Genomic DNA, 25047 nt, shown 5'->3' with positions numbered 1-25047 from the left:
GCGGCCTCCGGATGGGTGACGTCCCGCCCGGCTCACCAGGTCTTGCCGGCCTGCTCCTGAATCGTGCGGTTGATCCGGTTGAAGAAGTTGGTCAGCGCGATCTCCAGGTTGAGCGCGGAGAGCTGCTTGTCGTCGAAGTGGGTGGCGGCGGCGTCCCAGATCTCGTCGGTCACACCCGGCGCGCCGTCCTGGAGCCGGGTGGCGGCCTCGGTCAGCGCGAGCGCCGCCCGTTCCGCCTCGGTGAAGAACGGCGTCTCGCGCCAGGCGACCACGTTGTGCAGCCGCTCGTCGGTCTCTCCGTGCTTCTTGGCCGTCGTGACCCCGGCGAAGACGCACGGGCTGCAGCCGTTGATCTGGCTGGCGCGCAAGTGGACCAGCCCGAGGACGCGCGGGTCGACGCCACCGGCGTGAATCGCCTTGTAGAGGTGCTGGATCGCCGTCATCACGTCGGCGTTGGCCTGGCTCTTCATGCGTGCTTCCATCGGTCTTGCTCCTTCATCGGTTACCTGTGCCCGTCCGGGCCCGTCATGACCTATGACGGAGCAGATCCGAGGAAGGTAACGACATGTTCGACACCAGCCCGACGGACCCGGTGGGCGAGGCGTTCGAGGCCCAGCGCGACCGGCTGCGCGCGGTCGCCCACCGCATGCTCGGCTCGCACGCCGACGCCGAGGACGTGGTCCAGGAGGCCTGGCTGAGGCTCTCCCGTCAGGACACGGCGACCATCCACAACCTCGCCGGTTGGCTGACCACGGTGGTCGGCCGGATCAGTCTCGACGTCCTGCGGTCACGCCAGGCCCGCCCTGAGGCGTCCTACGACGACCGGCTGCCCGAACTCGTCGTGACGGTCGACGACAGCCTCGCGCCGGAGGACGACGTGGCGCTCGCCGACTCGGTCGGGCTCGCGCTCCTGGTCGTCCTGGAGTCGCTCGGACCGAGTGAGCGGCTGGCGTTCGTGCTGCACGACCTGTTCGCGGTGCCGTTCGACGAGATCGGCCAGATCCTCGGCAGGTCCACCGACGCCACCAAGATGCTCGCCAGCCGCGCGCGCAGGAAGGTGCGGGCGACCGAGCGGCCGACGGCCGCCGGACGGGAGCGGCGCGAGGTGGTCCAGGCCTTCCTGGCGGCGGCTCGCCGCGGCGACTTCGAGGGGTTGCTGCGCGTGCTCGACCCGGAGGTGAGGCTGACCGTCGACACCTCCGACGGTGTGGTCGTCATCCTCGGCGCCACCAAGGTCGCCACCGGCGCGGCCGCGCGAGTCGCCGTCGGCGGTGCCGCGCGAGGGCGGGCGGTGCTCGTCGACGGCCTTCCCGGGTTCGTCTCCTGGCGCGAGAACGGAACTCCGTTCTCGCTCATGGCGTTCACCGTCGCCGACGGCAGGATCGTCGCCATCGCGACCGTGATCGACCCGGCCAGGCTCGCGTCGATGGACCTTCCGGATCCGGGGTGGGTCGCCGCCGAGCACGAGGTCACGGATCCTGGGTGAGTCACTGCCGCGCGTGAGGTCGCGACACTGCGGGCCACTCGCGCCTTCATCGACGCGGAGCCGTCCCGCGGAGCCTGAGCCTTCCAGCCCGTTCGAAGACCTGGCCTTGGTGCCGAGTCACGGGCTCCGTCCCAGGGGCGGAGAGACGGAGCCTTGTCGCGCCCGGCTCAGTCGCGGACGATCGACCAGGTGCCGTTCGCCTTGACCGACGCGTACCGGGTGCCGGGGGGCAGGGACACGGTGCCCGCGTAGGTTCCGACCTTGTTCGCCAGAAGGTCGCGGGTCCGTCCGTTCGCGTCCAGTGTCCACACCGCGAAGTGTCCGTCGCCGCCGTGACGAACCTTCAGACGGTGCAGGCCGCGACTGGTGCTGCTCAACCGAAGCACGTCGTCACCGTTCCCTCGACTGGTGATCGACCAAGCGCGTGCCTTCGTCAGAGGCAGCACCTGCAGAGTCCAGGCACCGTCGGCTTTGATGCTGAACGCGGCGGTCCTGCTGGACGTGCTGGTGTTGAAAGCGGAGGTCCCCTTGTAGACGCCGACCTCGTTGGCCAGGAGGTCGTCTTCGGTTCCTGACGGCTTGAGCGTCCATACCGCGAAGTGGCCCTCGCCGTTGTGACTGATCTTCACGATGCCTGTTTTCGTCGTTGCCCGGATCCGCAGGACCTGATCACCTTCCCCGCGGTAGATCGTCGCGGTCGACGTCTGCGCGGTCACCGCGGCCTGGGCGGGGGGTGCGAGTAGCGCGGTGGACACCAGCGCGGCGAGGGCGGCGAGAACGCGAAGAGAGCGCATACGGATGCTCCAGGGGCAGAGGGTACGGGCGGGAGAAGACGTCGCCTGATACGCCCTGGTTGTCCGGCCATACTGACCAGGTTGGGCCTCCAGGTCTCCTCGCTGGTCAAGCCGTCGCAGCTCCTTAGGGCAGGAGGCCTGGGAGGTTGCGACCGACGGTGACAACCTCCAGCAGGAGTGGGTCACCCAGGTGATTCCGTTTTCCGGGCGAGGGAAGCCGGGCCGATAATCCGGTTTTACCGGGTCTTTGCCTTTCACTAGGTTGATCTCATGCGCGCCCTCCCCTCAGTGGTGCTCTCCGGTGTGCTGGCGAGCCTTCTCCTCACCGGCACAGCGGTAGCCGGCACCGAACAGCTCGGACCCGTCCCCACCGGTGCGGCCGCCCTCAAGGCCAACCCGATCTACAAGACCGGCGAGCTGAAGTCGGCTTCCTGCCCGGAGCGGCCACTTCGCGACGGCGACCTCAAAGGCACCACCACCTACCTCAACGGCATCCTCCGCTGCCTCAACACCAGTTGGAAGCGTCAGTTCGCGGTGGCGAAACTGCCCTTCGCCACACCGAAGCTGCGGACCGTACGCCGCACCGGTGTGAGAACCGGCTGCGACGAGTTCCCCAAGGACGCCCAGGCGATCTACTGTCCAACGGACAAGACGATCACCTTTCTCCTCGACAAGGACATCCTGAATCGAGGGGGCGACCTGTGGCTGTTCGAGGCCCTCGGCCACGAGTACGGCCACCATGTCCAGGAGCTCTCCGGAATCATGCTCACCTTCGACTCGCGCAGATACCGCACCAAGAAGGACTACAACACCGCCTTGCGCCGCCTCGAACTGCAGGCCGACTGTCTGAGCGGCGCTTTCATCGGCAGCGTCTGGTCCTCCCTGGGGCGTCCTGAATCGGACTTCGCCGACCTGCGGGACATGGGCACGAACTCCTCCACCCACGGCAAGGCCGTGAACTACTCCTACTGGCTGAACCGTGGCTTCCGGGCCAAGGGGCCCGGCGTCTGCAACACCTTCACCGCCAGGTCCAGGGTGTCTTGACCGCGGCGGCGTACCGAGGGTGGATGGAGTGCCGCACCGTCTGGGTTCCCGGACAGCAGTGTCCGGGACTCGCCGCGCGGGTCTCGGCGGAGTTCGGGCCTGTCCCTTTGACCTCCTGCCGGCCCTGCCGTGCGGGAGCCGCCGACCCGCTCTCCCATGGGTGCCTGAGCCCGCTGGGGTCCGGGCCCTGCCGATCAGTCCTCCAGGGGTTCCGCGCCGAGGAACCGCAGCTCCACATCTCCGGAGAGAAGGGAAGGGCGGTGATCCTGCCCGCCAGGGCGAACGAGCGCTCCATCGGGAAGTCGATGTGCGAGTCGTCGCCGTCGATGTCGTACTCGGGGTCCAGGCCGACTTCGCGCATCTCCTTGACGAGGCGGTCCGGATCGTCGCCCGACCGCGCGTCCGGAAGCATCGGGTCGAACCAGACGACCGGCTGCCCGTCGACGATGTAGGCGAAGGTGTCCGAGGCGTAGTTGTGACAGCAGACCGGCACGACCTCGGTCCCGTGCGAGACCCGAGCCATGATCTCGGAATCGGCGGCGAGCTTCCATCCTCCCGGTTCGATGACCAGGGTCCAGTCACCGACCTTCGCGGCGCCGATGTAGCCGGCCGCGTCGTCCGTCATGCTCTCCGCCGAGCGTTCGCCCAGCTCCTCTGACGTGACCTCCTCCATGGTGTCCTCGTCGACGCCGAACCGGCGGAGGACCTCCTCCGGGGAGAGATCTCGGACGAAGGACACGCAGCAGATCTCACCCAGTGCCTCGTGCCCGGAGAGCCAGGGGGAGTTCTTCGGGGGTTTTCGTCATCGCCACTCCTTTGATCGAGTGAGCGACATGATCGCAGTGGTCACCGACAAAAGGTTCGGCTCCGGCCGGCAAGGGTGTCGCCCGAAAGGGAGGCACCCTCCCGGTGATCAGCGCCGGGGGGGACATGTCCGGCGCGCGAAAACGAGGTGAGACCGGCGGGGGTCGCTCGGTAGTCTCATCTCGACGCGCAGGGGCTGAGCACGTGGTGAGCTCACTCGGTTGTAACCCGGACGCTTCGGCTGTGGCGGTTCGACTCCGTCTCCCCGCACGCCTGCATAGCTCAGTCGGTGAGAGCGCCGCACTCATAACGCGGAGGTCCCAGGTTCGAATCCCGGTGCAGGTACGCCTCGACGTCGATCACGCGGGCTGCGGTCCGGGCGTCCGGGGCGGCACCATCGCGAAGGGGTGCCGGTCAAGGTCGGCACCCCTGCGTCGTACCCCCGTGGCGTCTTCCGCGGCGGTGGTGTGGCACCTGGCCGCCGTACTCGGTGGCAGCGGGATCAAGGATTTCCTGGCCGCCCCTCCGGATAGCCGTACGCGAGGTTCCGCGGACCGCATGTCGTTCTCGGCCCGCGGGGACTTTCGGTGACGTCTGCCGTGCGAGCCGGCGACATTCCTTCCGATCCCACGGCCGGAGCCTGCCGGGGGCGTCCTACTTGACCGCCTGGGCGGCGGCGCGGCCGGCCTGGCGGCCGGAGAAGAGGCAGCCGCCGAGGAAGGTGCCCTCCAGGGCGTTGTAGCCGTGGACGCCGCCGCCTCCGAACCCGGCGGCCTCTCCGGCCGCGTACAGGCCGCTGATGGGGGTGCCGTCCGTGCCGAGGACGCGGGAGTCGAGGTCGGTCTGGATGCCGCCGAGGCTCTTGCGCGTCAGGACGTGGAGCTTGACCCCGATGAGCGGGCCGGCCTTCGGGTCCAGGATGCGGTGCGGGGTGGCGGTACGGCTGAGCCGGTCCCCGAGGAAGCGCCGGGAGTTGTGGATGCCCTGCACCTGGGCGTCCTTGCTGTAGGGATTGCCGATCTGCAGGTCCCTGGCCACGATCTGGCGGCGCAGCTCGGCGGCGTCGAGCAGCGGTTCGTCGGTCAGGCCGTTCATCTTCGCCACCAGCTCGTCCAGCGTGGTGGCGACGACGAAGTCCGCGCCGCGCCGTTTGAAGGCGTCCACCGGGGCGGGCGCGCCCTTGCCGAGGAGCCGGTTGCGCAGCACCGCCCTCCGGTCCCCGCTGGTGATGTCGGGGTTCTGCTCCGAGCCCGACAGCGCGAACTCCTTCTCAAGGATCTTCTGCGTGAGCACGAACCACGAGTGGTCGTATCCGGCGATGTCGGGGGTGGTGCGCAGGTACTTGAGGGTGCCGAGTGTGTCGTAGCCGGGCAGGTACGGGGCCGGCAGGCGGCGGCCCAGCGCGTCGAACCACATCGACGACGGTCCCGGCAGGATCCGGATCGCGTGGCCGGGCCAGACGGGGTCCCAGTTCTGTACGCCCTCGGTGTAGTGCCACATCCGGTCCTCGTTGACGATCCGGGCCCCCGCCGTGGCGCTGATGGCCAGCATCCGCCCGTCCACGTGGGCCGGCACGCCCGTGATCATCTGCCGCGGGGCGGTGCCCAGCCGCCGGGGCCAGTAACGGCGCACCAGGTCGTGGTCGGCGCCGATCCCGCCGCTGGTGACGATGACCGCCTGCGCCGTGAGCTCGAAGGAACCGATCACCTCGCGGCTGGAGGACACCCCTCGCGGCGAGGAGTCGTCCTTCAGGACACTCCCGCGCACTCCGGTGACGGCGCCGTCCTGGACGACGAGCTCGTCGACCCGGTGACGGTGGTGGAACGTGAGCAGTCCCGCGCCGGCCGCCCGCTCGGCGGCGCGCATGAACGGGCCCACCACACCCGTTCCCGTGCCCCAGGCCACGTGGAACCGGGGCACGGAGTTGCCGTGACCGTCGGCGCGCAGCCCGCCGCGCTCCGCCCAGCCCACGACCGGCGTCAGCTTGATGCCGTGGGCCTCTATCCAGGACCGCTTCTCACCCGCGGCGAAGTCGACGTACGCGCGGGCCCAGCGCGCCGCCCAGACGTCCTCGTCCTCCAGGCGGTCGAACCGGGCACTCGCCTGCCAGTCGCTCCACGCCAGCTCGAAGGAGTCCCGCACCCTGAGGCGGCGCTGCTCGGGGGAGTTCACCAGGAACAGCCCGCCGAACGACCAGTACGCCTGCCCTCCCAGGTTGGCGGCGTTCTCCTGCTCCACCAGCGCCACCTTCCGGCCCTGGCCGGTCAGCTGCTGCGCCGCGACCAGCCCGGCCAGACCCGCGCCCACGATGATGACGTCCGCGTCCATGGCGGTACTCCCTTGCTCAAGCACCCCGTCGGTCCCGTCAGGGGGCGTGTCGATGGTAAGGCGACCGCCTGATCACCGTGTAACCGGCTTGATCTCTACGGGGCGGCGGACCCGCGCCCGGCCTGGGCGGCGATCGCCCGCCCCAGCTCCAGGGTGGTGCCCCGGCCGTGGAGGTCGGGGGTGAGCGGGGCCTCGTCAGGGCCCGCCGCGAGGACGTCCTCGATCGCGCCCAGCAGGTGCGCGCCGGCGTCGGGGTGGCCGAGGTGGTCGAGCATCATCGAGGCGCACCAGATCTGCCCTACCGGGTTGGCGACGCCACGTCCGGCGATGTCGGGCGCGGAGCCGTGCACCGGTTCGAAGAGACTCGGGTGGGTCCGGTCCGGGTTGATGTTCGCGCTCGGGGCGATGCCGATCGTGCCGGTGCAGGCGGGGCCCAGGTCGGAGAGGATGTCGCCGAAGAGGTTGCTGGCCACGACGACGTCGAACCGGTCCGGGTGCAGGACGAAGTTCGCCGCCAGCGCGTCGATGTGGCTCTTGTCGTGGGTGACCCCGGGGAACCGCTTCCCCATCTCCTCGACCCGTTCGTCCCAGTAGGGCATCGAGATCGAGATGCCGTTGCTCTTCGTCGCCGAGGTGAGGTGCCGGGCCGGTCGCCGTCCGGCGAGTTCGAAGGCGTACCGCAGCACGCGGTCGACGCCCACGCGGGTCATCACCGTCTCCTGCAGGACGGTTTCGCGCTCGGTGCCCTCGAAGATCCGGCCGCCGATGCTGGAGTACTCGCCCTCGGTGTTCTCCCGGACGACGACGAAGTCGACGTCGCCGGGCTCGCGGCCCGCCAGCGGGCCGCGGACCCCCGGCATCAGCCGGCAGGGACGCAGGTTGACGTACTGGTCGAACGTGCGCCGGAACTGTAGAAGGCTGCCCCACAGCGAGACGTGGTCGGGGACCACCTCCGGCCAGCCCACGGCGCCGAAGAAGATGGCGTCGTAGGAGCCGAGGGTCTCCTGCCAGCCGGGCGGCAGCATCGTCCCGTGCCGCTGCCAGTACGCGGCGCTGGCGAGGTCGAAGTGGTCGAACCGCAGGTCGAGCCCGAACACCCCGGCGGTCGCCTCCAGGGCCCGGAGCCCCTCGGGGACGACCTCCGTGCCGATCCCGTCGCCGGGGATCACGGCGATCCGGTACGAGGGCGCTGTCATCGGTTCCTCCCGCGTCGTCGCTTCTTCCCGTGTCACCGGTTCTCTCCGCGTCAACGGTTCCCCCGCCGTCGTCGCTTCCTCCGGCGTCATCGGGTTTCCCCGCGTCATCGGTTTCTCCCGCCGGGATGTGCTCTCAGGGCCGCCAGCCCGCCCTGGGCGTCCTCGATGACCAGCCGTTCCGCGGTCGCCGAGTCGCCCTGCCGGAGGGCGCGCACCAGGGCGCGGTGACCGGCGTAGCGGTCGAGCCCGAACCGGTCGTCCGTGGCGATCTTCTCAAGGCGCAGGGAGCGGCGCTCGGGCTGGGAGAAGACCTGGGACTGTTCGAGGAGCCGGATCAGCACCGGGTTGGCCGCGCAGGCGTTCACCGCCTCGTTGAACTCCTGCATCCGGTCGAGCAGCGCGGTGACGTGCCGGTCGACGTTCTCGCCGTTGCGGTGCCGGGTGACGCTGACGATCAGCAGGTCGTCGGCGGCGTCGAGGATCGCGTCGAGGGCGTCCAGTTGCTCGGGGGTGGCGTTCCGGGCCGCGAAGCGGGCCACCAGGCCCCGCAGGCCTATCTCGACCTCGGCGAGGTCGTCGATGGCGCGCTCGGCGATGTCGGCCACGACGACCGTCCGGGGGCCCGTGCGCTGGATGAGCCCGTCGTGTTCGAGCCTGAGCAACGCCTCGCGCACCGGTGTCGGGCTGACCATGAGCCGCTCGGCCAGCCCTCGCTCGGTCACCTTCTGGCCGGGGCGCAGCGTGCCGGTCCCGATCGCCTCCCGGAGGGTCTGGTAGGCGAGATCGGCCCGGGTCTCGCCGCGCGCCTGGGGATCGTCTGTCGTCGGCCTGACCGTCATGGGTTCACGATAACAGTCGCAATGGCACAGCCAGGTGCTATGTATTGACATTTTTGCTATAGCAAATAGTGTGACTGCTGCCACATGAGGAGGACGTCATGGCCAGCGCGACACGAGCCGGAGGCCGTTCGGCCGGCACCGGGAGGATCACGTTCTACGTGGCCCTCGCGGTGTTCGCCCAGGAGTCGACCTGGAACTTCTACGACAACCGGGTGCCCGAGCTGCTGCGGGACCATGTCGCCAGTGCCGCCGTGATCGGCCTGATCATGGGCATGGACAACCTGCTGGGGATCTTCATCCAGCCGTACATGGGCAACCGGTCGGACAACACCCGGACCGCCTGGGGGCGCCGGATCCCGTACCTGGCGGTCATGATGCCGCTGGGCGCCGCGCTGTTCCTGCTCATCCCGCAGGCGACGTCGCTGAACCGGCTGATCCTGGTGATCTTCCTCTACGCGCTGGTGATGAACAGCTTCAAGCCCGTCAGCGAATCGCTCATGCCCGACTTCATCGAGCCCGCGCGGCGGAGCCGGGCGAACGCCGTGGTGAAGATCGCCTCAGCGCTGACGACAATCGTGGCCGCGCTGGTCAGCCTGCTGCTGGTCGACGACCACCCGAAGCTGGCCTTCGCCGTTCCGTCCGGCCTCATGCTGGTGGCGGCGGCGGTGCTCGTCTGGCGGGTGCGCGACAGCCGTTCGCCCGCCTACCGGGCCGCCCTCGCGGAGGACGAGGCGGCGGCGGGCGGGGCATTGGCGGGCGGGGCGTCGGGGGGTGGGACTTCGGCAGATGGGGCGTCGGCGGCCATCGGGCCGCGCGACACGGACGCCAAGGTCACGTTGAGGGCCGTCGTCGGTGACCTGGTGCTGAGTCCCGACCGGAGCCGGCTGCTGCTGATCGTCGCGGTGTTCGTCTTCGGGGGAGCGTGGTTCGCCTCGCGTTCCCTGATGACCCCCTACGGCGTGGAGGTCCTCGGCCTGTCCGACGGCGAGGCGGGCGGGCTGACGCTGCCGAGCGGGATCGCCTTCATCCTCGCCGCCTTCCCCGCCGCGCTGCTCGCCGAACGGTTCGGGCGGCTGCGGGTCATGGCCGCCGGGACGACGGTCTTCGCCGCGGGCACGATCCTCGGGGCCGTCGTCCAGACCCCGGCGGTCACCGTCGTGGCGTTGTGCCTCGCGACCGTCGGCGCCGCCGGGTTCGTGATCAACGCGGTCGTCGTGCTGTGGAACCTGGCCCCGTCGAGCCGCGTCCTGGGCGCGTACACCGGCCTGTACACGGTCGGATGGGCCACCGGGGGATTCGCCGGACCGGCCCTCGTCGGCCTGGCGGTCGACGTCACCGGATGGCGTCTGACGCTCCTGCACATCGCCGTCCTGGCCGTCGTCGCCGTGCTGCTGGTCCTCCGGGTCGACCGGCTCCGGCGCGCGAGCGTCGTGGGGGAGGGCGTCCGGTGAGCGTCCCGGCCATCGTCCTCGTCATCACCGACCACGCGAGGGAGGGCGTCCGGTGAGCGTCCCGACAACCGTTCTCGTCACCACCGAACATCTAGGGGAGGGCGTCCGATGAGTCCCCTGCCCACTGTCCTCGTCACCGTCGACTACCTGGCACCCGGTGACGAGGTGGACGGCCTCCTGCGCGACGCCGGCCTCGCCACCCGGCACCGCCCGCTGCGGGGAGCCCGCGAGCGCGACGAGCTCGTCGCGATCCTGGACGGCTGCGAGGGCGCGCTGATCGCGAACGAGCCGATGACGGCCGAGGTGTTCGCGCGCGTCCCGGACCTCCGCGCGGTGGTACGCGCCGGCGTGGGCCACGACTCCGTCGACGTCGAGGCCGCGACCCGCGCGGGCGTCTCGGTGAGCAACCTGCCGGGCGTCAACGCCAACGCCGTGGCCGAGTACACGATGGCCCTGCTGCTGGCCCAGGCCCGCCGGCTGGTGCCGGTCGCCGCCGGAGTCCGGGCCGGGCGATGGCCGCGCGAGGACGGTCACGAGCTTCGCGGCAGGACGCTCGGGCTCCTCGGGTACGGCGCGTCGGCGCGGGCCGTGGTGCCTCTCGCCCGGGCCTTCGGGCTGTCGGTGCTCTGCGCGACCGGCGTGCCGGAGAGCCTGCGCCGCGACGCCTCCGTACGGTTCGTGGACCTTCCCGAACTGCTGGCCGAGGCGGACTTCCTCTCCGTGCACACGGCGCTCACCCCGGCCACCCGGCACCTGATCGACGCGTCCGCGCTCGCGCGGATGAAACCGGCGGCGCACCTGATCAACACCGCCCGCGGCGCCATCGTCGACGAGACGGCCCTGGCCGACGCGGTGCGCGCGGGCCGGCTCGCCGGTGCCGCCCTCGACGTCACCGGCACCGAGCCGCTCCCGGCGGACAGCCCGCTGCGCGACGTACCCGGCATCACGGTCTACTCCCACCTGGCCGGGCAGACCGCCGAGGCCCGGCGGGCCGCCGGTCTCGACGGCGCCCGCGAGCTGGTGGCCGCCCTGCGGGGACGTCCCCGGTCCTCGCTCAACGCCCACCTGCTCTCGCCGGTACGACCGGTGACCACCAAAGAGATGAGGACGACATGACGGGTACGCCTGGGACCGAGGTCAGGATCCTGGTCCCCAGCGGGATGCTCGGGGCGGGGTTCCCGCGGGAGACGGTCGATCGGGGGATCGCGCTCGGGGCCGACGTGATCGCCGTCGACGGTGGTTCCACCGACTCCGGGCCGTACTACCTGGGCTCGGGGACGGCGAAGACGACCGCCGCGGCCGTCGCCCGCGACCTGCGGATCCTGTTGCGGGCCTCGGCGGGCGCGGGCATCCCGCTGATCGTCGGCTCGTGCGGCACGAGCGGCACCGACTCCGGCGTCGACTGGGTCGCCGGAATCGTCGCCGGGATCCTGCGGGAGGAGGGCCTGGACCTGAGGGTCGCCCGAATCTACAGCGAGCAGACGGCCGCCACCCTGAAGGAGCGGCTCAACGAGGGACGGGTCCACCCGCTGGCGCCGATGGGTGACCTGGACGCCGCCACGCTGGACGGCTGCAGCCACATCGTCGGCATGATGGGCCACGAACCCATCGTGGCGGCCCTGGAGGCCGGAGCCGACGTGGTGCTCGCCGGCCGGGCCACCGACACCGCCGTCGCCGCCGCGTACCCGCTGATGAAAGGCATGCCGGCCGGTCCCACCTGGCACGCGTCCAAGATCGTCGAGTGTGGCGGGCAGTGCACCACCAACCCGCGCACCGGCGGGGTCCTCGCAACCGTCGACCAGGGCGGCTTCACCATCGAGCCACTGGACCCGGCCGCCGCGTGCACCACGACGTCGGTGGCGGCGCACATGCTCTACGAGACGGTCAACCCGTTCGAGATGCGGGAGCCGGCGGGCACGCTGGTGGTCTCCGACGCGGTCTACACCGCGCTGGACGACCGCCGGGTGCGCGTCGAGGGGTCACGTTTCGAGCTCGCCGACCAGTACACGATCAAACTCGAAGGGGCCCGCGTCACGGGCTACGAGACCATGTCCTTCACCGCCATCCGGGATCCGCACATCCTCGCCAGGATCGAGGAGTGGGTCGCGCTGATGCACGAGATCCTCGCCGGGCGGGTGCGGCAGACCCTGGACCTCGAACCCTCCGAGTACGCCGTGGACATCCGCCCGTACGGGTACAACGCCGTGCTGGGGAGCATCGACCCGGCCTCCGGGCCGCCCCGGGAGGTCGGGGTGATGATGCTGGTCAACGCCCCGGACCAGGCCACGGCCACCGCGATCGCCAAGATCGCGAATCCGCTGATGCTCCATCTCCCGACTCCCGACATGGACTATCTGCCCAGCCTGGCCTTCGCCACCTCGCCGGCCGAGAGCGAGCGCGGTCCCGCCTACCGGTTCGTGCTCAACCACGTCGTGGACGTCGACGAGCCCACCGACATGTTCCGCGTCGAGATCGCCGAGGACGGCTCCCGTGACTGACGACCGCAGGCCCACGCTGGGCGAACTGGCGCTGGAGGTCCGTTCCAAGAACGCCGGCCCGTTCTGGGTCACCATGGAACTCTTCATGCGTACGGCGGAGGACTACGCGACCGTCGCCGACGAGGATTTCGTCAACGAGGAGGTCGTCGCGCGGCTGTACGACCTCGACCCGGCGGACATCCAGATCTTCCGCATCCCCGCCCTCAACGTCGTGAAGATCTCGTTTCCCCGGCCGGTGGCCCAGGGCAGCCTGCGTGACCGGGACATCCACGCGGGCCAGCACCACGTCCCCCTGGCGGCGCTCGTGCCCCCATGAGAGCTCACATGCCCGTCTCCTCCTCGCCATGAATCAGGCTGCGAATCAGGTCGTGAATCAGCTGGTGGACCCGCGCGCCCGGCCGGGCGCGGCTCCGTCTACCGCCGCGCCCACGCCGGTGTCCAGACCTCGCCGCCGGAGTGGCCGGGCCGCCCTGAGCCGGACCGCCCGGAACCGGGGTGGTCGGAGCGGAGGTGGTCGCGGAGCACGGCGAGCGCGGGGTGCGGGTTGTCGCGGTGCCAGATCAGCGAGTGCGGGTAGACCGGTGCCGGGTCCCGTACGGCGACGCGTCGCAGGTCGTGGTCGGCGGGCCAGACGAGGTGGGTCCGCGCGCCGACGAAGGTCGCGAGTGACCGGGAGTCGGCGATGGTGTCCAGCAGCGGCTCGGTGCCGAAGTCGGGGCCGGTGACCTCGATGGTGAGCCCGAACGCGGCGGCGAGGTCGTCGTAGAAGGCGGCCCACTCGGTTCCGGGAACGATGCCGGGCATCCAGATCCGGTGCCCGGCGAGCTCCGCGGGCGTGACCGCGCCGGCGCCGGCGAGCTCGTGGGCCGGCCCGGTGAGAAGCTGGACGGGTTCGTCGAGGACCCGGACGGCCCCGACGTCGTCGGGAAGCCGCCTGCCGGGCATGGTGACGGCGCGGAAGGCCGCGTCGATCGTGCCGGACCGGATGGCTGCGACGGCCGCGTCCGCGTCGAAGAGGGTCACGACGTCGAGTTCGACGTCGGGCCGCGCGCGGTGGAAGTCGCCCAGCAGGGCGGCCGGGGCGAGCCGCCGGCCGATCACGTCGACGCGCAGCGCGCGGTGGCCGGGACGGACGGAGGCGATCGCCCGCTCCTCGGCCCGAAGGAGATCGCGGGCGTGGGGCAGGAACGCCTGCCCGTCGCCCGTGAGCAGCGTCGCGCGCGCGGTGCGCGTGAACAGCCGCACGCCGAGGTTCCTCTCCAGCGTGGCGATGCGCTTGGAGACGGCCTGCTGGGTGATCGACAACTCGTCGGCGGCGTCCTGGAACCGTCCCGCGTCCGCGGCGGCCACGAAGGTGCGTACGGCGTCGAGATCCACCGGGAAAGGGTAGCCGCACAACGTTCGGTTGTGTCCTCGGGCGGATCGGTTGTTTGATCTCGCCGCCCTCGCGTCGGTTGGATGCCAGTGGTCAACATCTGGTTGTCCGGGTCGGCGAGAGGCAGGGCGGGCGTGGCGGGCAGTCGGTCGCTGGGGCGGCGGTTCGGGTGGTTGTGGGCGGCGTACGTGGTCAGCTCGTACGGCACGAGCCTCGGGTTCGGGGCGTTTCCCCTGATCGCGGTCCTCGTGCTGCACTCGGGGCTGGCCGAGGTGTCGGCGCTGTCCGCCGTGGGGCTGGCGGTGGGGGCGGTGCTCGCGGTCCCGCTCGGGCCGTGGGTGGAGTTCCGGCGCAAGCGGCCGGTGATGGTGGCGATGGACCTGACCCGGTTCGCGGCGTTGCTGAGCATCCCCGTCGCGTTCGCGCTCGGCATGCTCGGATTCGCGCAGCTCCTCGTCGTCTCCGTCGCCGTCACGGCGTCCAAGATCGCGTTCAACGCGGCGAGCGGCGCGTATCTGAAGGCGCTCCTGCCGCCGGAGGACCTGCTCGTCGCGAACAGCCGGTTCGAGTCCACGACGTGGTCCGCGATCGTGGTCGGGCCGCCGCTCGGCGGGGCCGCGGCCGGGATGTTCGGCCCGGTGGTGACGGTGGCAGTCGACGCGGTCAGCTACCTGCTGTCGGCGCTGTGCGTCCGCGCGATCGGCGGGAACGAGCCCCGGCCCGCGCGCGCCGAGGCGCCGGGGCCGCGCTCGGGGTGGGCCGCGCGGGCCGGTGACCTGCTCGAAGGGTGGCGCCGCGTTCTGGCCCATCGGACGCTGCGCCGGTTGTTCCTCAACGCGATCCTGGTCAACGGCCTGATCATGGCGACCGAGCCGCTGCTCGCCGTGCTGCTGCTCGGGCATCTCGGGTTCGAACCCTGGCAGTACGGCCTCGCGTTCGCGCTTCCCTGTGTCGGCGGCCTGGTCGGGGCGCGGCTCGCGCGCCGGCTCGTGGCGCGGTTCGGGCAGCACGGGGTGATGCTCACCGCCGGGACGTTGCGCGCGTGCTGGCCCGCCGGGCTGGCGTTCGTCCAGCCCGGCGTCCCCGGGATCGTGCTCGTCATCGCCGTCCAGTTCGGCCTGGTGGCCTGCTGCGGCGTGTTCAACCCGGTGCTGGCCACCTACCGGCTCGACCACACCGACCCCGACGGGGTCGCCCGTACCCTGTCCGCGTGGGCGGTCAGCGGCAGCCTCGCCATCGCGGCCCTGACCGCCGGGTGGGGCCTGCTGGCCGCCGTCACCAGCCCGCGCACCGCGATCGCGGCCGCCGGAGTCCTCCTCCTGGCCACCCCGTTGCTGCTCCCGCGCCGCGAGCGCGCCACGGGAGACGGCGCTCCCGGGCCTCCGGTTCGCGGCCGGAGGTCAGGGAGCGCCTCGGAGTCGAAGGAGCCGAATCCGGTCGTGCCGGGCGGGTGACACCGGGCCGGCACGGGGGTCGTGGGACCACGCGACCCCCGTTCGCGGTACCGGGCGGCGACGACCGGGGGGCACGCCCGCGGACGTACGGTTCCGGCCACCCGCGACCGGGGGCCGCGAGGCTGTGGCTCAAGGGCTCAAGGGCTCAAGGGCTTAGGGGCTCAAGGGCTCGTGCACCCGTAGCCGGACGGCGTCTGGGTGTTGCCGTTCGGGCGGCTCGCCTGGAAGCCGAAGGTGGTGCTCTGGCCGGGGCCGAGCGTGCCGTTGTGCCCGGAGCTCCGCGCCGTGACGGTCTGCCCGCTCACGGCCAGGGTGGCGTTCCACGAGCCGGTGACGGTGTGGCCGCTCGGCAGCGTGAACGTCACCGTCCAGCCGCTGATCGCGGACGTGCCGGTGTTGGTGACCGTGACCGGCTGGACCACGTACCCGTTCCCCCACTGCGTCTGGACGGTCGCCGTCACCGAGCAGCCGCCGGTGCCCCCGCCGCCCGGGAGGGTGGTGACCGTGACCGTGTTCGACACCGGCGAGAGGTTGCCCGCCGCGTCGCGGGCCCGGACCTGGTAGCGGTACGTGGTGTTCGCGGTGAGCCCGGTTCCGGCGAACGAGGTGGTGGCCGAGGTCCCCACCTGCGTGAAGGTGCCGCCGGACGCGCCCGGCGCGCGCAGGACGTCGTAGCCGGTCACGCCCACGCCGTCGGTGGAGGCGGTCCAGGCCAGGGTGGTGCCGGTGGAGGTCGTCCCCGACGCGGCGAGCCCGGCCGGCGCGGACGGCGGGGTGGTGTCGCCGCCGGTGGTGGCCGGAGGGACGCGGACAATGCGGTCGTCCTGCGCCACCGGGCTGCCGCGGCCGTCCCGGTTGCTGGTCGCCACCCAGAGCCAGCCGTCCGGCCCGACCGCGACCGTGCGGAGCCGCCCGTAGGCGGACTGGAACTCGGCCAGCGGCGTGCCGGGCGTACCGGCACCGGTGAGCGGCACCGTCCAGAGCCGCTGGCCGCGCAGCGCGGCGACGAAGAGCGTGTTGTTGGCCCAGGCCAGCCCGCTCGGCGACGCCTCGGCGGTCGTCCATGTGACGATCGGGTTGCGGAAGGAGGGGTTGCTGCAGGTGCCCTCGCAGGTCGGCCAGCCGTAGTTGGAGCCCGCGACTATCTGGTTGATCTCGTCCCGGGTGTTCTGCCCAAGTTCGGCGGCGTACATCCTGCCCTGGGAGTCCCAGGTCAGGCCCTGGACGTTGCGGTGGCCGTAGGTCCAGACGCGGGAGCCCGCGATCGGGTTGTCCGCGGGCACGCCGCCGGTGGGCGTCAGCCGCAGGATCTTCCCGGCGAGGCTGCCGACGTTCTGCGCGTTCGCGGTGTCGCCGGCGTCGCCGGTCGCCACGTAGAGCATGCCGTCCGGCCCGAAGGCGATGCGGCCGCCGTCGTGGAAGGTGTTGCTCGGGACCCCGGAGAAGATCACCGGCTGTGTCTGGGGCGCGGTCAGCTGCAGCCTGACCAGGCGGTTGTCCCCGGTGGTACTGGTGAAGTACGCGTACACCCAGCCGTCTTGAGCGTAGGTGGGCGACACGGCGATGCCGAGCAGGCCGCTCTCACCCGAGGCGCTCACCCCGCTGACGGTGGCGACCGCCGTGGGCGTCTGGCCCGGCCGCACCTGGAGGATGCGCCCGGTGTTGCGTTCGGACACCAGCGCGCTGCCGTCCGGCAGGAACGCCAGGCCCCAGGGGACCTGGAGGCCCGTGACGGAGACCTGCGCCCGGGAGAAGTCGAAGCCGCCCACCACCTGGGCGCGGGCCTCGGGGGCGGTGATGAGCAACGCGAGCAGGGCCAGAATCAGGGCCGGGACGACGCGGGCGCGCATGATGGACTCCTCGGGACTCCTCGACCGGATCACTGTGCGGATGCCGGCACCGTAGGCACGCGGGCCGCGGAACCTCAAACACCGCGATCGGCCCACCCCGATGATCTGGGGGTACGGCACCGCGCCGGTGAAACTTTCATGTGAACGACGAAAGTTGCGGCCAGACGGACGTGTCAGTGGTGGACGGCGTCCGAGGTGTCCTCTTCGAGCAGGAAGCCGCCCGACTGGTGGTGCCACAGGCGGGCGTACGGCCCCTGGGCCTGGAGGAGCTCGCGGTGGTCGCCCTGTTCCACCACGCGGCCCTGGTCGAGCACCACCAGGTTGTCCATGCGGACGACGGTGCTCAGCCGGTGGGCGACCACGAGGGCGGTGCGGTCGCGCATCAGGCTCCACAGGGCTTCCTGGACGAGGGTCTCGCTCTCGGAGTCGAGCGCGCTCGTGGCCTCGTCCAGCAGCAGGATCGGCGCGTCGCGCAGGATGGCGCGGGCGAGGGCGACGCGCTGCCGCTGGCCGCCGGAGAGCTTGACGCCGCGCTCCCCGACCAGCGTGTCGAAGCCGTCAGGCAGGGCCTCGGCGAACTCCGTGACGTGCGCCGCCCGCGCGACCCGGTGGATCTCGGCGTCGGTGGCGCCCGGCCGGGCGAAAGCGATGTTGTCGCGCAACGACCGGTGGAACAGGGCGGGCTCCTGGGGCACGTAGGAGATGAGGCCGCGCAGGTCGGCCTGGCGGAGCCGGGCGATGTCCTGGCCGCCGATCAGGATCCGGCCGCCGTCGACGTCCATGAGGCGGAGCAGCAGCCGGGTGAGGGTGCTCTTGCCGCCGCCGGACCGGCCGACCAGGCCCATCTTGGTGCCGGCGGGGATGTGCAGGTCAAGACCGTGGAACAGGGGCGGATGGCCGGGGTGCGCGAACGTCACCCGCTCGAACCGGACGCCGGCGTCGGCGGGGCGCAGCGGTTGCGGGTCGTCCGGGTCGACCACCCCGGGCGGCGTGAGCAGAAGCTCGGTGAACTGGGCGGACTCGGTGAGCACGCTCTCCAGGCGGCGGTAGATCTGGTTGAACTCGAACATGATGCCGATCGAGGTCGTGTAGTAGCTGAACGTCACCACGATCGCCTCCACACCCAGGCCGCCGCGGAGGGCGACGGCGAGCAGCAGGCCGACGGTGCTGGTGAGGACCGCCAGCGGCGCGATGACGGTGTCCACCCGGAGGTTGCCGTAGTCCCAGGAGCGGATCGTCAGCCTTCGCTGCTCGGCGACCCGGGCCCGGTGCTGTGCGGCCTCGCGCTCCTCGGCGGCGAACGCGCGGACCGTCTCCATGTTGGCCAGCACGTCGGCGACGTGCCCGGACACCCGCACCTTGGCGGCCTCACGCCGGTCCACCAGCTTCTGGCGGCGGCGGATGAGCGGGGCGACGAGGAGGGCGGTGACGGCGATGAGGCCCACGAGCACGAGGACCAGCAGCGGGTGGTATCGCCACAGCACCACCGAGGCGAACGTCAGCGGCACCACCTTGGCGACGATCGAGAACGTGAGCGTGTCCATGAAGGACTCGAACCCGCCGGCGAAACTCAGCACCCGTTTGGTCAGCGAGCCGGCGAAGTTGTCGTGAAAGAACGCGGCGTCCTTGGCGAGCAGCCTGTCCATGCCCGTCACGCCGAGCCGCTCGATGCCCCGGGCGTCCGTACGGTTCAGGAAGTGCAGGCCCACCCGCCACAGGATCTCGCCCGTGAGCAGCAGCCCGCCGAAGGCGAGCACGTACGGCATGAGCGCGGCGACGCCGGCGTCTCCGCCGTCGGCCAGGCGCCCCACGAGCGCGCCCACCGCGAGCGGCGCCAGGTAGAACAGGCAGGTGTTTCCCAGCGCGGGCAGGGCCAGCGCAGGCACGGCGACCCGCCACTGGCTCAGCAACTCCCCGTTGTAGTAGCGCAGCGCGAGCAGGACGGCCGACCTGCGGGCGGTCGGTCTGTCCTCGGGGGGGTCGGGTGATCCCGGCACGGCCATCCTCCCTTCCTCCCTTCCGGACGTCCACGGCTACGGCTACGGCCATGTTGGCGCAGCGCGGGCGGGGGAGGCGAACGGTTTTCCCGGGGGTGAGACGCGGCTTCCCCGGAGGTGAGAGAGGGCTTTCCTGGGAGCGGGACGCGGTTTTTTGGTCAGGGAGACGCGGTTTTTCGGGAGGGGGACGCGGCGAGATGAGCGGTTACCGGGGCGAACGCGAGAAAATTCCCTAGTAAACCTATAGGAATAGTTGACATTATCTCCCTCTCGGCACACGCTGTGTTACGGCCCATCCGTACATCGCCCATCGAAAGGTGTCAGGGAATGACCCAGCTCCATGACCACGGGACGCCCGTCGTCGCCGACGACTCCTACCGGCACATCGACGTCACCCGGGTCGGCGGCGTGATCGGCGCGGTCGTCGGCGGCATCCGGGTGGGCGGTGACGTCGACGCGGAGGCGGTCGCCGAGCTGCGCGCCGCGCTGCTGCGCCACCGCGTGGTCTTCCTGCGCGACCAGCGGCACGCCACCGACGCCGACCAGCACGCGTTCGCCAGGCTGCTCGGCACCCCCACCAAGCCGCACCCGACGGTGGCGGGCGACGGTGAGGCCGTGCTCCCGATCGACTCCGAGCAGGGCAAGGCCAACAGCTGGCACACGGACGTGACCTTCGTCGACCGGATCCCGGCGATCAGCGTGCTGCGCGCCATCACGCTGCCGCCCTACGGCGGGACGACGGTGTGGGCCAACACGGTGGAGGCGTACCGGCGCCTGCACCCCGGCCTGCAGGCACTGGTGGGACGGCTGCGCGCGGTGCACTCGAACCTGTACGACTACGCGGCGCAGCGCCCGCAGATCGGCGGGATCGACGTCAGGGAGCAGGAGTACCGCGAGCAGTTCCGCAGCAGCGAGTTCGAGACCGAGCACCCCGTCGTCCGCATCCACCCGGAGACCGGCGAGCCGTCCCTGCTGCTCGGCCACTTCGTCAAGTCGTTCACGGGCCTGAGCAGCGCCGATTTCCACGATCTGTTCTCCCTGCTGCAGCGGCACGTCACCCGCCTGGAGAACACGGTGCGGTGGGACTGGCGCGACGGCGACATCGCCATCTGGGACAACCGGGCCACCCAGCACTACGCCGTCGCGGACTACGACGACCTGCCCCGGCTGCTGCACCGCATCACGCTGGCCGGAGACATCCCGATCGGCGTCAACGGTGACACCAGCGTGGTCCGCAAGGGCGACTCCGGCGCGTACTCGCCCATCGCCGTCTGAACGACGGCCCGTCCGCGTCCCCGGCCGGGCCGCCGGCGTGTCCGCCACCGGTGAAGAGAGATCGCCGGTGAGGAGGGGGGCGGGGTGGAGTCCCGCTCGTGCCGGGAATGGGACTCTCCTTTCTACTATTCATGTAGGAATAGTAGAAAGGAGCGACATGTCGAAGGCGTTACACGTACACCCAGCACGACGGGCCCGAGACGGAGGCGTTCGCCGACCTTCCCCGCCCTCCTCCGCTACGGAAGCCCGCGCGTCCTCCCGTGTCCCTCCGGTGCCGTGCGGACGCCGGAGGGGGATCAACCGTTGTCGAGGCGGGCCCGTACCCCGTCCAGGAAGAGCGCGAGTTTGGCGCGGAACCAGTCGTGGGGATCGCCCTCGATGATGTCGCGGACGATTCCCGCGAAGGGGGCCATGTCCGGTGCGACGCCCTCGCCCGCCCAGGTCTCGCGCAGCAGGTCGCGGCGCGTGGGCTCCTCACGCTCCTGCTGCCCCTCCCGCTCCTCTCGCTCCTCCCGCTTCCCGCCCGGCCGTGACCCGCTGAGGCGCTCCCATCCGACATAGACGTCCGCGGCCAGGTCGGTGACGGTGTCGACGGCGAGCACGGCCAGTCCGGGAGGGAACCCGAACACGGTCAGCTCCCGTACGGTCGCGTAGAAGGCGTGCGTGATCGCGGGCGGGGTGCGTTCGAGATCCCGGATCCGGTCGGCCATCCCCGGGTGGGCCGCGAAGATCCCCCAGACGACGTCCGCCGTGCTCTCCAGGTAGGCGCGCCAGTCGTCCCCGGCCTCCGGCCAGTCGGCCCTCCTGACGGCGAGGTCCATCGCGGCGGTCACCAGCGCGTCGCGGCTCGGGACGCGCCGGTAGAGGGAGGAGTGCTTGACCCCGAGCCGGTCGGCCACCGCGTTCATGGTGAGGTCGCGGAAGCCGACCGCGAGGGTCGCCTCGGCCACGTCGAGGAGACTGAAGGTGGGCTTGCGGCCCCGGCGGGGACCGGAGTGGGCGGGTACGGCACTCATGACCTCCATCATCTCGCTCCCGCCGGGCTAGGAGGACAGCAGCCGCCACCCCCGCGCGCGGCGGCGTTCGCGCCAGAAGTCCGCGTACCTGCCCTCCAGGGACAGCAGCGTCCCGTGGTCGCCGGACTCGGCGACGCGCCCGCCGTCGAGGACGAGGATCTGGTCGGCGGCCTGCACGGTCGACAGGCGATGGGCGATCACCAGGAGGGTCCTGTCGGCGGTGAGCGCGCGCAGGGCGTCGCCGACGGCGGCCTCGTTCTCCGGGTCGAGCGCGGCGGTCGCCTCGTCGAGGAGCACGATGGGGGCGTCCTTGAGGATGGCGCGGGCGATCGAGACGCGCTGGCGCTCGCCGCCCGACAGGGCCGCGCCGCTCTCGCCGACCCTGGTCCGCCAGCCGTCCGGCAGCCGCTCCACGATCTCGTCGACCCTGGCCAGCGCGGCGGCGTGCCGTACCTCCTCCCGGGTGGCGCCGGGGCGGCCCAGGCGGATGTTCTCCTCGATGGTGTCGTCGAAGAGGTAGACGTCCTGGAAGACGAGCGACAGGCGGGACATCAGCTCCTCGGTGGTCAGGTCGCGGACGTCGTGCCCGTCCACCCGCACGGTTCCGGTGTCGGTGTCGAAGAAGCGCGCGATGAGCCGGGTGACGGTGGTCTTGCCCGACCCCGAGGGGCCGACCAGCGCGGTCAACGTCCTCGGCGGGATGCGCAGGCTGACGTCCTGGAGCACGGGAGCGCCGCCGTAGCCGAAGGTGACGCGGTCGAACTCGATCGCGAGAGCCCCCTCGGCGGCGGCCCCCGAGGGCGTGGCCGGTTCCGGCAGTACGGGGACGGAGAGGATCTCGGCGAAGCGGGCCATGTTGTTGCGGCCCACCCGCAGGGCGCCCCCCAGTTCGGCGGCGAGCACCAGCGGTTCGGTGAACCGGGTGGCGAGTGCGAGCAGTGCGAGCAGGGCGGCCGGATCCAGCGAGCCGCCCAGCGCCAGGAACGTGCCGAAGGCGAGCAGCACGACGTAGGCGGTGTGCACGGAGAGGGCGTTGAGCCCCAGCGCGGGCACGACACCGGTGATCGAACGGCGCGCCGCCCGGTGCTGGTCCCGCAGCGCCCTCTCCAGCTCGGCGTAGGAGGACCCGGAACGGCCGAAGCCGCGCAGCACCGCCTGCGCCTGCGCGTACTCCACCACCCGGCCGCCCGCCTCGGCCGAGGTCGCGTCCACCAGATGGTCGACCTTCTCCGAGAGCCGCGCGGTGAGGCGGTAGGTGAGCGCGAGGAGCACGCCGGTGGCGGCGAGCGCGGCGCCGAGCCGCCAATCGAAGGCGAAACTCACCAGCACCACGGTCGCGGGGGTGACGTAGGCGGTGACCAGCGGCTGGAGCAGGTGCGCGGGCACCCCCATCACCACACGGACCCCCTGCACGACCAGCCGGCCGATCCGCCCGATCCTGTCGGCCTCGAACCAGCCGAGCGGGAGGGCGGAGAGGTGGTCCCCGAGCCGGTGGTAGAGGGTCCGCGACAGGTCCAGGCCGACGGAGAAGCCCATCACCGCCTGCCGGTACCGCAGCACGGCGCAGACCGCGGCGGCGAGGGCCAGCGCGGCGAGCCACGGCCACGCTCGCGACGCCTCGCCCGCGAACAGGGCGCGCAGCACGGGAACGACCAGGGCGAAGGCCAGCCCCTGCACGACCGCCAAACTCACGAGAGTGAGCAGGTAGGCGCGCACGCGGCGCGCTCCCACGATCCCCGTCAACATCCGGATCATCGCGTCTCCTCGGGTACGCCGGTCTTCTCCCACATCGAGCGGTACAGCCCTTCGGCGGCGAGCAGGTCCTCGTGGCGGCCGCTTTGCACCACGCGCCCCCGGTCCATGACGGCGATCTGGTCGACGCCCGTGATCGTGTGCAGCCGGTGGGCGATGACGAGCACGGTACGCCCGGCCACCAGCGTGGAGAGCGCGTCCTGGATCGCGGCCTCGGACTCGGGGTCCGCGTACGCCGTCGCCTCGTCGAGCACCAGGATCGGGGTGTCGGCCAGCAGCGCGCGGGCGATGCCGACCCGTTGCGCCTCGCCGCCCGACAGGTGCGCGGTCTCGCCGACCACGGCGTCGTAGCCGCCGGGGAGGGCGAGGATCCTGTCGTGGACCTGCGCGGCGCGTGCCACGGCCTCGACTTCGGCGTCCGTCGCGCCGGGGCGGCCGAGGCGGATGTTGTCGCGCACGCTCAGCCGCAGCAGCCGTACGTCCTGGAAGACGGTCCCGACCAGCCGGTGGAGCTCCTCGGCCGGGATCTCGCGGACGTCGGCACCGCCGATCAGGACCCGGCCGCGCGTGGTGTCCCAGAAGCGCGGCAGCAGCCGGGAGAGCGTCGACTTGCCCGACCCGGAGGGACCGACCAGGGCGGTGACCGTACCGGGCCGCAGGGTGAGGGTGATGTCGTGCAGGACGCCGGAGTCCCCGTCGTAGGAGAAGCCGACCCCCTCGAACTCCACGGCGTGCCCGCGCGGCCGCACCGGCTCCCTGGCGCGGGGCAGCTCCTCCGCGTCCAGTACGGCGGCCACCCGCACGGCCGCCTCGCGTGCCTCCTGCATCGCGCCGATCCCGAAGCCGAGACCGATGATCGGCTGCCCCAGGCCCAGGCCGAGCAGCGCGAACGGCAGCACGTCCACGGGCGGCAGCGATCCGGCCGAGACGAACAGCGTGCCGGCGACGAGCACCAGCAGCAGCATCGTCACCGGCGCGATGGCGTTCTGCGCCGAGGCCTCGATCCGGGTCATGGGTTCCACCCAGAGCCGGAACCGCGAGGAGAAGTCGTCGGCGGCCTCGACGAAACGGCGGTGCGACCTGCGGGCCTGGCCGAAGGTCTTCACCACGGCGATCCCGTTGACGAACTCCACCGCCGCCGTGTTGATCCGGTTCGTGGCGTCGTTCATCTCGGCGATCTTGGTCTGGTAGCCGCGCATCATCACCGCGTAGGCGGCCAGGTACAGCGGCAGCGTCGAGGCCGTCACGAGCGCCATCCGCCAGTCCACCCAGAACAGGTAGGCCAGCGTCAGGACCGGGACCACCACCGCGGACACCAGGTCGAGCACGGCGTGCCCGACGAGGTGGTGCAGGCTGTGGATGTCGTCCTGCACGGCCTTCTTCACCTCGCCGGAGGTGCGGGCGGTGAACCAGCCCAGCGGCACCCGGCCGATCCGCCGCACGATGTCGCGGCGCAGCCGCAGCTGGAGGTCGGCGTCGGCCAGGTGGGTGACGGTGGCCGCCGCGCCCATGGCGATCGTCCGGATCACCAGGCCCGCGATCGCCGCGAGGACGATCGTCCAGACGCGTCCCTCGTCGGGCGGGCCCGCGCCCAGCAGCTCGCGGGCCAGCTCGGCCACCATGATGTACGGGGTGAGGCTCGCGGCCGACGCGACGGCCTGCAACGCGGCCGCCACCCCCAGCTGGGGGCCGGCCGGGGCGAGGATCCTCCAGAGCACCCCGCGAGACCGGCTGCCCGGCTCCGCCGTGGCGGGAGGGCTCCCGCCCGCGTCCCCGGTGAGGTCCTCGCGCTCGTCGCCACCGCCGGCCGTATGCCCCGCCCGTGGCGTCGTCGGATCGGCCGGTGTGGCTGGGATCGTCGGCATGCGCACCTCATGGACTAGGGCGG

20 protein-coding genes and 2 tRNA genes are annotated in these 25047 nt (G+C 71.6%); 10 read left to right on the top strand and 12 right to left on the bottom strand.

All coding sequences use genetic code 11. From position 1 onward, the window contains the following. Positions 1-32: 32 nt before the first annotated feature. Complete coding sequence (locus ACSC1Q_RS00895; protein ID WP_436756701.1) at positions 33-482, bottom strand: carboxymuconolactone decarboxylase family protein; 450 nt, start codon at positions 480-482, stop codon at positions 33-35. Between the two features lie 83 nt (positions 483-565). Between ACSC1Q_RS00895 and ACSC1Q_RS00890 the strand changes: the two genes are divergently transcribed. After that, positions 566-1486, top strand: a complete 921-nt coding sequence (locus ACSC1Q_RS00890; RefSeq protein WP_436756700.1) for a sigma-70 family RNA polymerase sigma factor — start codon at positions 566-568, stop codon at positions 1484-1486. A 167-nt stretch (positions 1487-1653) separates the two neighbouring features. On the opposite strand, the gene ACSC1Q_RS00885 is transcribed toward ACSC1Q_RS00890, so the two are convergent. Then, complete coding sequence (locus ACSC1Q_RS00885) at positions 1654-2280, bottom strand: hypothetical protein (protein ID WP_436756699.1); 627 nt, start codon at positions 2278-2280, stop codon at positions 1654-1656. Between the two features lie 270 nt (positions 2281-2550). Between ACSC1Q_RS00885 and ACSC1Q_RS00880 the strand changes: the two genes are divergently transcribed. Continuing rightward, positions 2551-3324 carry a neutral zinc metallopeptidase gene (locus ACSC1Q_RS00880; protein ID WP_436756698.1) on the top strand — a complete coding sequence of 258 codons (774 nt, stop codon included), beginning with the start codon at positions 2551-2553 and terminating at the stop codon, positions 3322-3324. On the opposite strand, the gene ACSC1Q_RS00875 is transcribed toward ACSC1Q_RS00880, so the two are convergent. Then, entirely contained in the window at positions 3299-4063 is a 765-nt protein-coding gene (locus tag ACSC1Q_RS00875) for a DUF6461 domain-containing protein (RefSeq protein WP_436756697.1), read from the bottom strand. The two genes, ACSC1Q_RS00880 and ACSC1Q_RS00875, sit on opposite strands and share 26 nt — an antisense overlap. 254 nt (positions 4064-4317) lie before the next feature. Between ACSC1Q_RS00875 and ACSC1Q_RS00870 the strand changes: the two genes are divergently transcribed. After that, positions 4318-4398: transfer RNA gene (locus tag ACSC1Q_RS00870), tRNA-Tyr, on the top strand. A gap of 1 nt (position 4399) precedes the next feature. After that, positions 4400-4473, top strand: a tRNA-Met gene (locus ACSC1Q_RS00865). Between the two features lie 309 nt (positions 4474-4782). On the opposite strand, the gene ACSC1Q_RS00860 is transcribed toward ACSC1Q_RS00865, so the two are convergent. The 3 genes from ACSC1Q_RS00860 to ACSC1Q_RS00850 all read right to left on the bottom strand — a co-directional run bounded on the left by ACSC1Q_RS00860 (position 4783) and on the right by ACSC1Q_RS00850 (position 8491). Then, positions 4783-6456: an FAD-binding dehydrogenase gene (locus ACSC1Q_RS00860; protein ID WP_436756696.1), complete on the bottom strand. Its 1674-nt coding sequence runs from the start codon at positions 6454-6456 to the stop codon at positions 4783-4785. Between the two features lie 95 nt (positions 6457-6551). Next, complete coding sequence (locus ACSC1Q_RS00855) at positions 6552-7652, bottom strand: tartrate dehydrogenase (protein ID WP_436756695.1); 1101 nt, start codon at positions 7650-7652, stop codon at positions 6552-6554. A 104-nt stretch (positions 7653-7756) separates the two neighbouring features. After that, positions 7757-8491 carry a GntR family transcriptional regulator gene (locus ACSC1Q_RS00850; protein ID WP_436756694.1) on the bottom strand — a complete coding sequence of 245 codons (735 nt, stop codon included), beginning with the start codon at positions 8489-8491 and terminating at the stop codon, positions 7757-7759. Positions 8492-8589: 98 nt separating this feature from the next. Between ACSC1Q_RS00850 and ACSC1Q_RS00845 the strand changes: the two genes are divergently transcribed. The 4 genes from ACSC1Q_RS00845 to ACSC1Q_RS00830 all read left to right on the top strand — a co-directional run bounded on the left by ACSC1Q_RS00845 (position 8590) and on the right by ACSC1Q_RS00830 (position 12756). Continuing rightward, positions 8590-9942, top strand: a complete 1353-nt coding sequence (locus ACSC1Q_RS00845) for an MFS transporter (RefSeq protein ID WP_436756693.1) — start codon at positions 8590-8592, stop codon at positions 9940-9942. A gap of 108 nt (positions 9943-10050) precedes the next feature. Continuing rightward, the gene (locus tag ACSC1Q_RS00840) at positions 10051-11058 is read left to right on the top strand and encodes a phosphoglycerate dehydrogenase (RefSeq protein WP_436756692.1); all 1008 of its coding nucleotides are present in this window, start codon (positions 10051-10053) and stop codon (positions 11056-11058) included. After that, positions 11055-12440, top strand: coding sequence for an acyclic terpene utilization AtuA family protein (locus ACSC1Q_RS00835; protein ID WP_436756691.1), 1386 nt, complete (start codon positions 11055-11057; stop codon positions 12438-12440). Before ACSC1Q_RS00840 ends, ACSC1Q_RS00835 begins: the two co-directional genes overlap by 4 nt. Beyond that, positions 12433-12756, top strand: coding sequence for a DUF4387 domain-containing protein (locus tag ACSC1Q_RS00830; RefSeq protein WP_436756690.1), 324 nt, complete (start codon positions 12433-12435; stop codon positions 12754-12756). Before ACSC1Q_RS00835 ends, ACSC1Q_RS00830 begins: the two co-directional genes overlap by 8 nt. Before the next feature lie 98 nt (positions 12757-12854). Here the strand turns inward: ACSC1Q_RS00830 and ACSC1Q_RS00825 are convergent, their stop codons facing one another. Next, on the bottom strand, positions 12855-13817 hold the full coding sequence (locus tag ACSC1Q_RS00825) for a LysR family transcriptional regulator (RefSeq protein WP_436756689.1): 963 nt from the start codon (positions 13815-13817) through the stop codon (positions 12855-12857). Positions 13818-13898: 81 nt separating this feature from the next. Here ACSC1Q_RS00825 and ACSC1Q_RS00820 point away from each other — a divergent pair, with 81 nt between their 5' ends. Beyond that, complete coding sequence (locus ACSC1Q_RS00820; protein WP_436756688.1) at positions 13899-15269, top strand: MFS transporter; 1371 nt, start codon at positions 13899-13901, stop codon at positions 15267-15269. Positions 15270-15430: 161 nt separating this feature from the next. Here ACSC1Q_RS00820 and ACSC1Q_RS00815 read toward each other — a convergent pair whose 3' ends face one another. Together ACSC1Q_RS00815 and ACSC1Q_RS00810 are read right to left on the bottom strand one after the other, a co-directional pair. Then, positions 15431-17119 (bottom strand): PQQ-dependent sugar dehydrogenase, encoded by a 1689-nt coding sequence (locus tag ACSC1Q_RS00815; RefSeq protein ID WP_436756687.1) that lies wholly within the window; start codon positions 17117-17119, stop codon positions 15431-15433. A 173-nt stretch (positions 17120-17292) separates the two neighbouring features. Further along, positions 17293-19116 (bottom strand): ABC transporter ATP-binding protein, encoded by a 1824-nt coding sequence (locus tag ACSC1Q_RS00810; protein ID WP_436756686.1) that lies wholly within the window; start codon positions 19114-19116, stop codon positions 17293-17295. Between the two features lie 327 nt (positions 19117-19443). Between ACSC1Q_RS00810 and ACSC1Q_RS00805 the strand changes: the two genes are divergently transcribed. After that, entirely contained in the window at positions 19444-20391 is a 948-nt protein-coding gene (locus ACSC1Q_RS00805) for a TauD/TfdA dioxygenase family protein (protein ID WP_436756685.1), read from the top strand. Positions 20392-20687: 296 nt separating this feature from the next. On the opposite strand, the gene ACSC1Q_RS00800 is transcribed toward ACSC1Q_RS00805, so the two are convergent. From ACSC1Q_RS00800 to ACSC1Q_RS00790, 3 genes are read right to left on the bottom strand one after another with little or no spacing between them, the layout of a single operon-like run. Then, positions 20688-21407: a TetR/AcrR family transcriptional regulator gene (locus tag ACSC1Q_RS00800; protein WP_436756684.1), complete on the bottom strand. Its 720-nt coding sequence runs from the start codon at positions 21405-21407 to the stop codon at positions 20688-20690. A 27-nt stretch (positions 21408-21434) separates the two neighbouring features. Beyond that, entirely contained in the window at positions 21435-23162 is a 1728-nt protein-coding gene (locus tag ACSC1Q_RS00795) for an ABC transporter ATP-binding protein (RefSeq protein WP_436756683.1), read from the bottom strand. After that, entirely contained in the window at positions 23159-25024 is a 1866-nt protein-coding gene (locus ACSC1Q_RS00790) for an ABC transporter ATP-binding protein (RefSeq protein WP_436756682.1), read from the bottom strand. The genes ACSC1Q_RS00795 and ACSC1Q_RS00790 overlap by 4 nt, the downstream gene beginning before the upstream one ends. Positions 25025-25047 lie beyond the last annotated feature (23 nt).

The organism is Streptosporangium heterodermiicola (genome assembly GCF_051390675.1).
Classification (GTDB): domain Bacteria; phylum Actinomycetota; class Actinomycetes; order Streptosporangiales; family Streptosporangiaceae; genus Streptosporangium.
The sequence above is the reverse complement of the archived record's forward strand: the minus strand, read 5'-3'. Positions and strand labels throughout refer to the sequence as shown.

Bases quoted from the DNA above. Each gene is read 5' to 3' on its own strand.
- ACSC1Q_RS00895 (WP_436756701.1), bottom strand. From the start codon at position 482: ATGGAAGCACGCATGAAGAGCCAGGCCAACGCCGACGTGATGACGGCG.
- ACSC1Q_RS00790 (WP_436756682.1), bottom strand. From the start codon at position 25,024: ATGCCGACGATCCCAGCCACACCGGCCGATCCGACGACGCCACGGGCG.
- ACSC1Q_RS00835 (WP_436756691.1), top strand. From the start codon at position 11,055: ATGACGGGTACGCCTGGGACCGAGGTCAGGATCCTGGTCCCCAGCGGG.
- ACSC1Q_RS00880 (WP_436756698.1), top strand. From the start codon at position 2,551: ATGCGCGCCCTCCCCTCAGTGGTGCTCTCCGGTGTGCTGGCGAGCCTT.
- ACSC1Q_RS00840 (WP_436756692.1), top strand. From the start codon at position 10,051: ATGAGTCCCCTGCCCACTGTCCTCGTCACCGTCGACTACCTGGCACCC.
- ACSC1Q_RS00845 (WP_436756693.1), top strand. From the start codon at position 8,590: ATGGCCAGCGCGACACGAGCCGGAGGCCGTTCGGCCGGCACCGGGAGG.
- ACSC1Q_RS00855 (WP_436756695.1), bottom strand. From the start codon at position 7,652: ATGACAGCGCCCTCGTACCGGATCGCCGTGATCCCCGGCGACGGGATC.
- ACSC1Q_RS00890 (WP_436756700.1), top strand. From the start codon at position 566: ATGTTCGACACCAGCCCGACGGACCCGGTGGGCGAGGCGTTCGAGGCC.
- ACSC1Q_RS00795 (WP_436756683.1), bottom strand. From the start codon at position 23,162: ATGATCCGGATGTTGACGGGGATCGTGGGAGCGCGCCGCGTGCGCGCC.
- ACSC1Q_RS00860 (WP_436756696.1), bottom strand. From the start codon at position 6,456: ATGGACGCGGACGTCATCATCGTGGGCGCGGGTCTGGCCGGGCTGGTC.
- ACSC1Q_RS00800 (WP_436756684.1), bottom strand. From the start codon at position 21,407: ATGAGTGCCGTACCCGCCCACTCCGGTCCCCGCCGGGGCCGCAAGCCC.
- ACSC1Q_RS00815 (WP_436756687.1), bottom strand. From the start codon at position 17,119: ATGCGCGCCCGCGTCGTCCCGGCCCTGATTCTGGCCCTGCTCGCGTTG.
- ACSC1Q_RS00820 (WP_436756688.1), top strand. From the start codon at position 13,899: ATGCCAGTGGTCAACATCTGGTTGTCCGGGTCGGCGAGAGGCAGGGCG.
- ACSC1Q_RS00850 (WP_436756694.1), bottom strand. From the start codon at position 8,491: ATGACGGTCAGGCCGACGACAGACGATCCCCAGGCGCGCGGCGAGACC.
- ACSC1Q_RS00885 (WP_436756699.1), bottom strand. From the start codon at position 2,280: ATGCGCTCTCTTCGCGTTCTCGCCGCCCTCGCCGCGCTGGTGTCCACC.
- ACSC1Q_RS00805 (WP_436756685.1), top strand. From the start codon at position 19,444: ATGACCCAGCTCCATGACCACGGGACGCCCGTCGTCGCCGACGACTCC.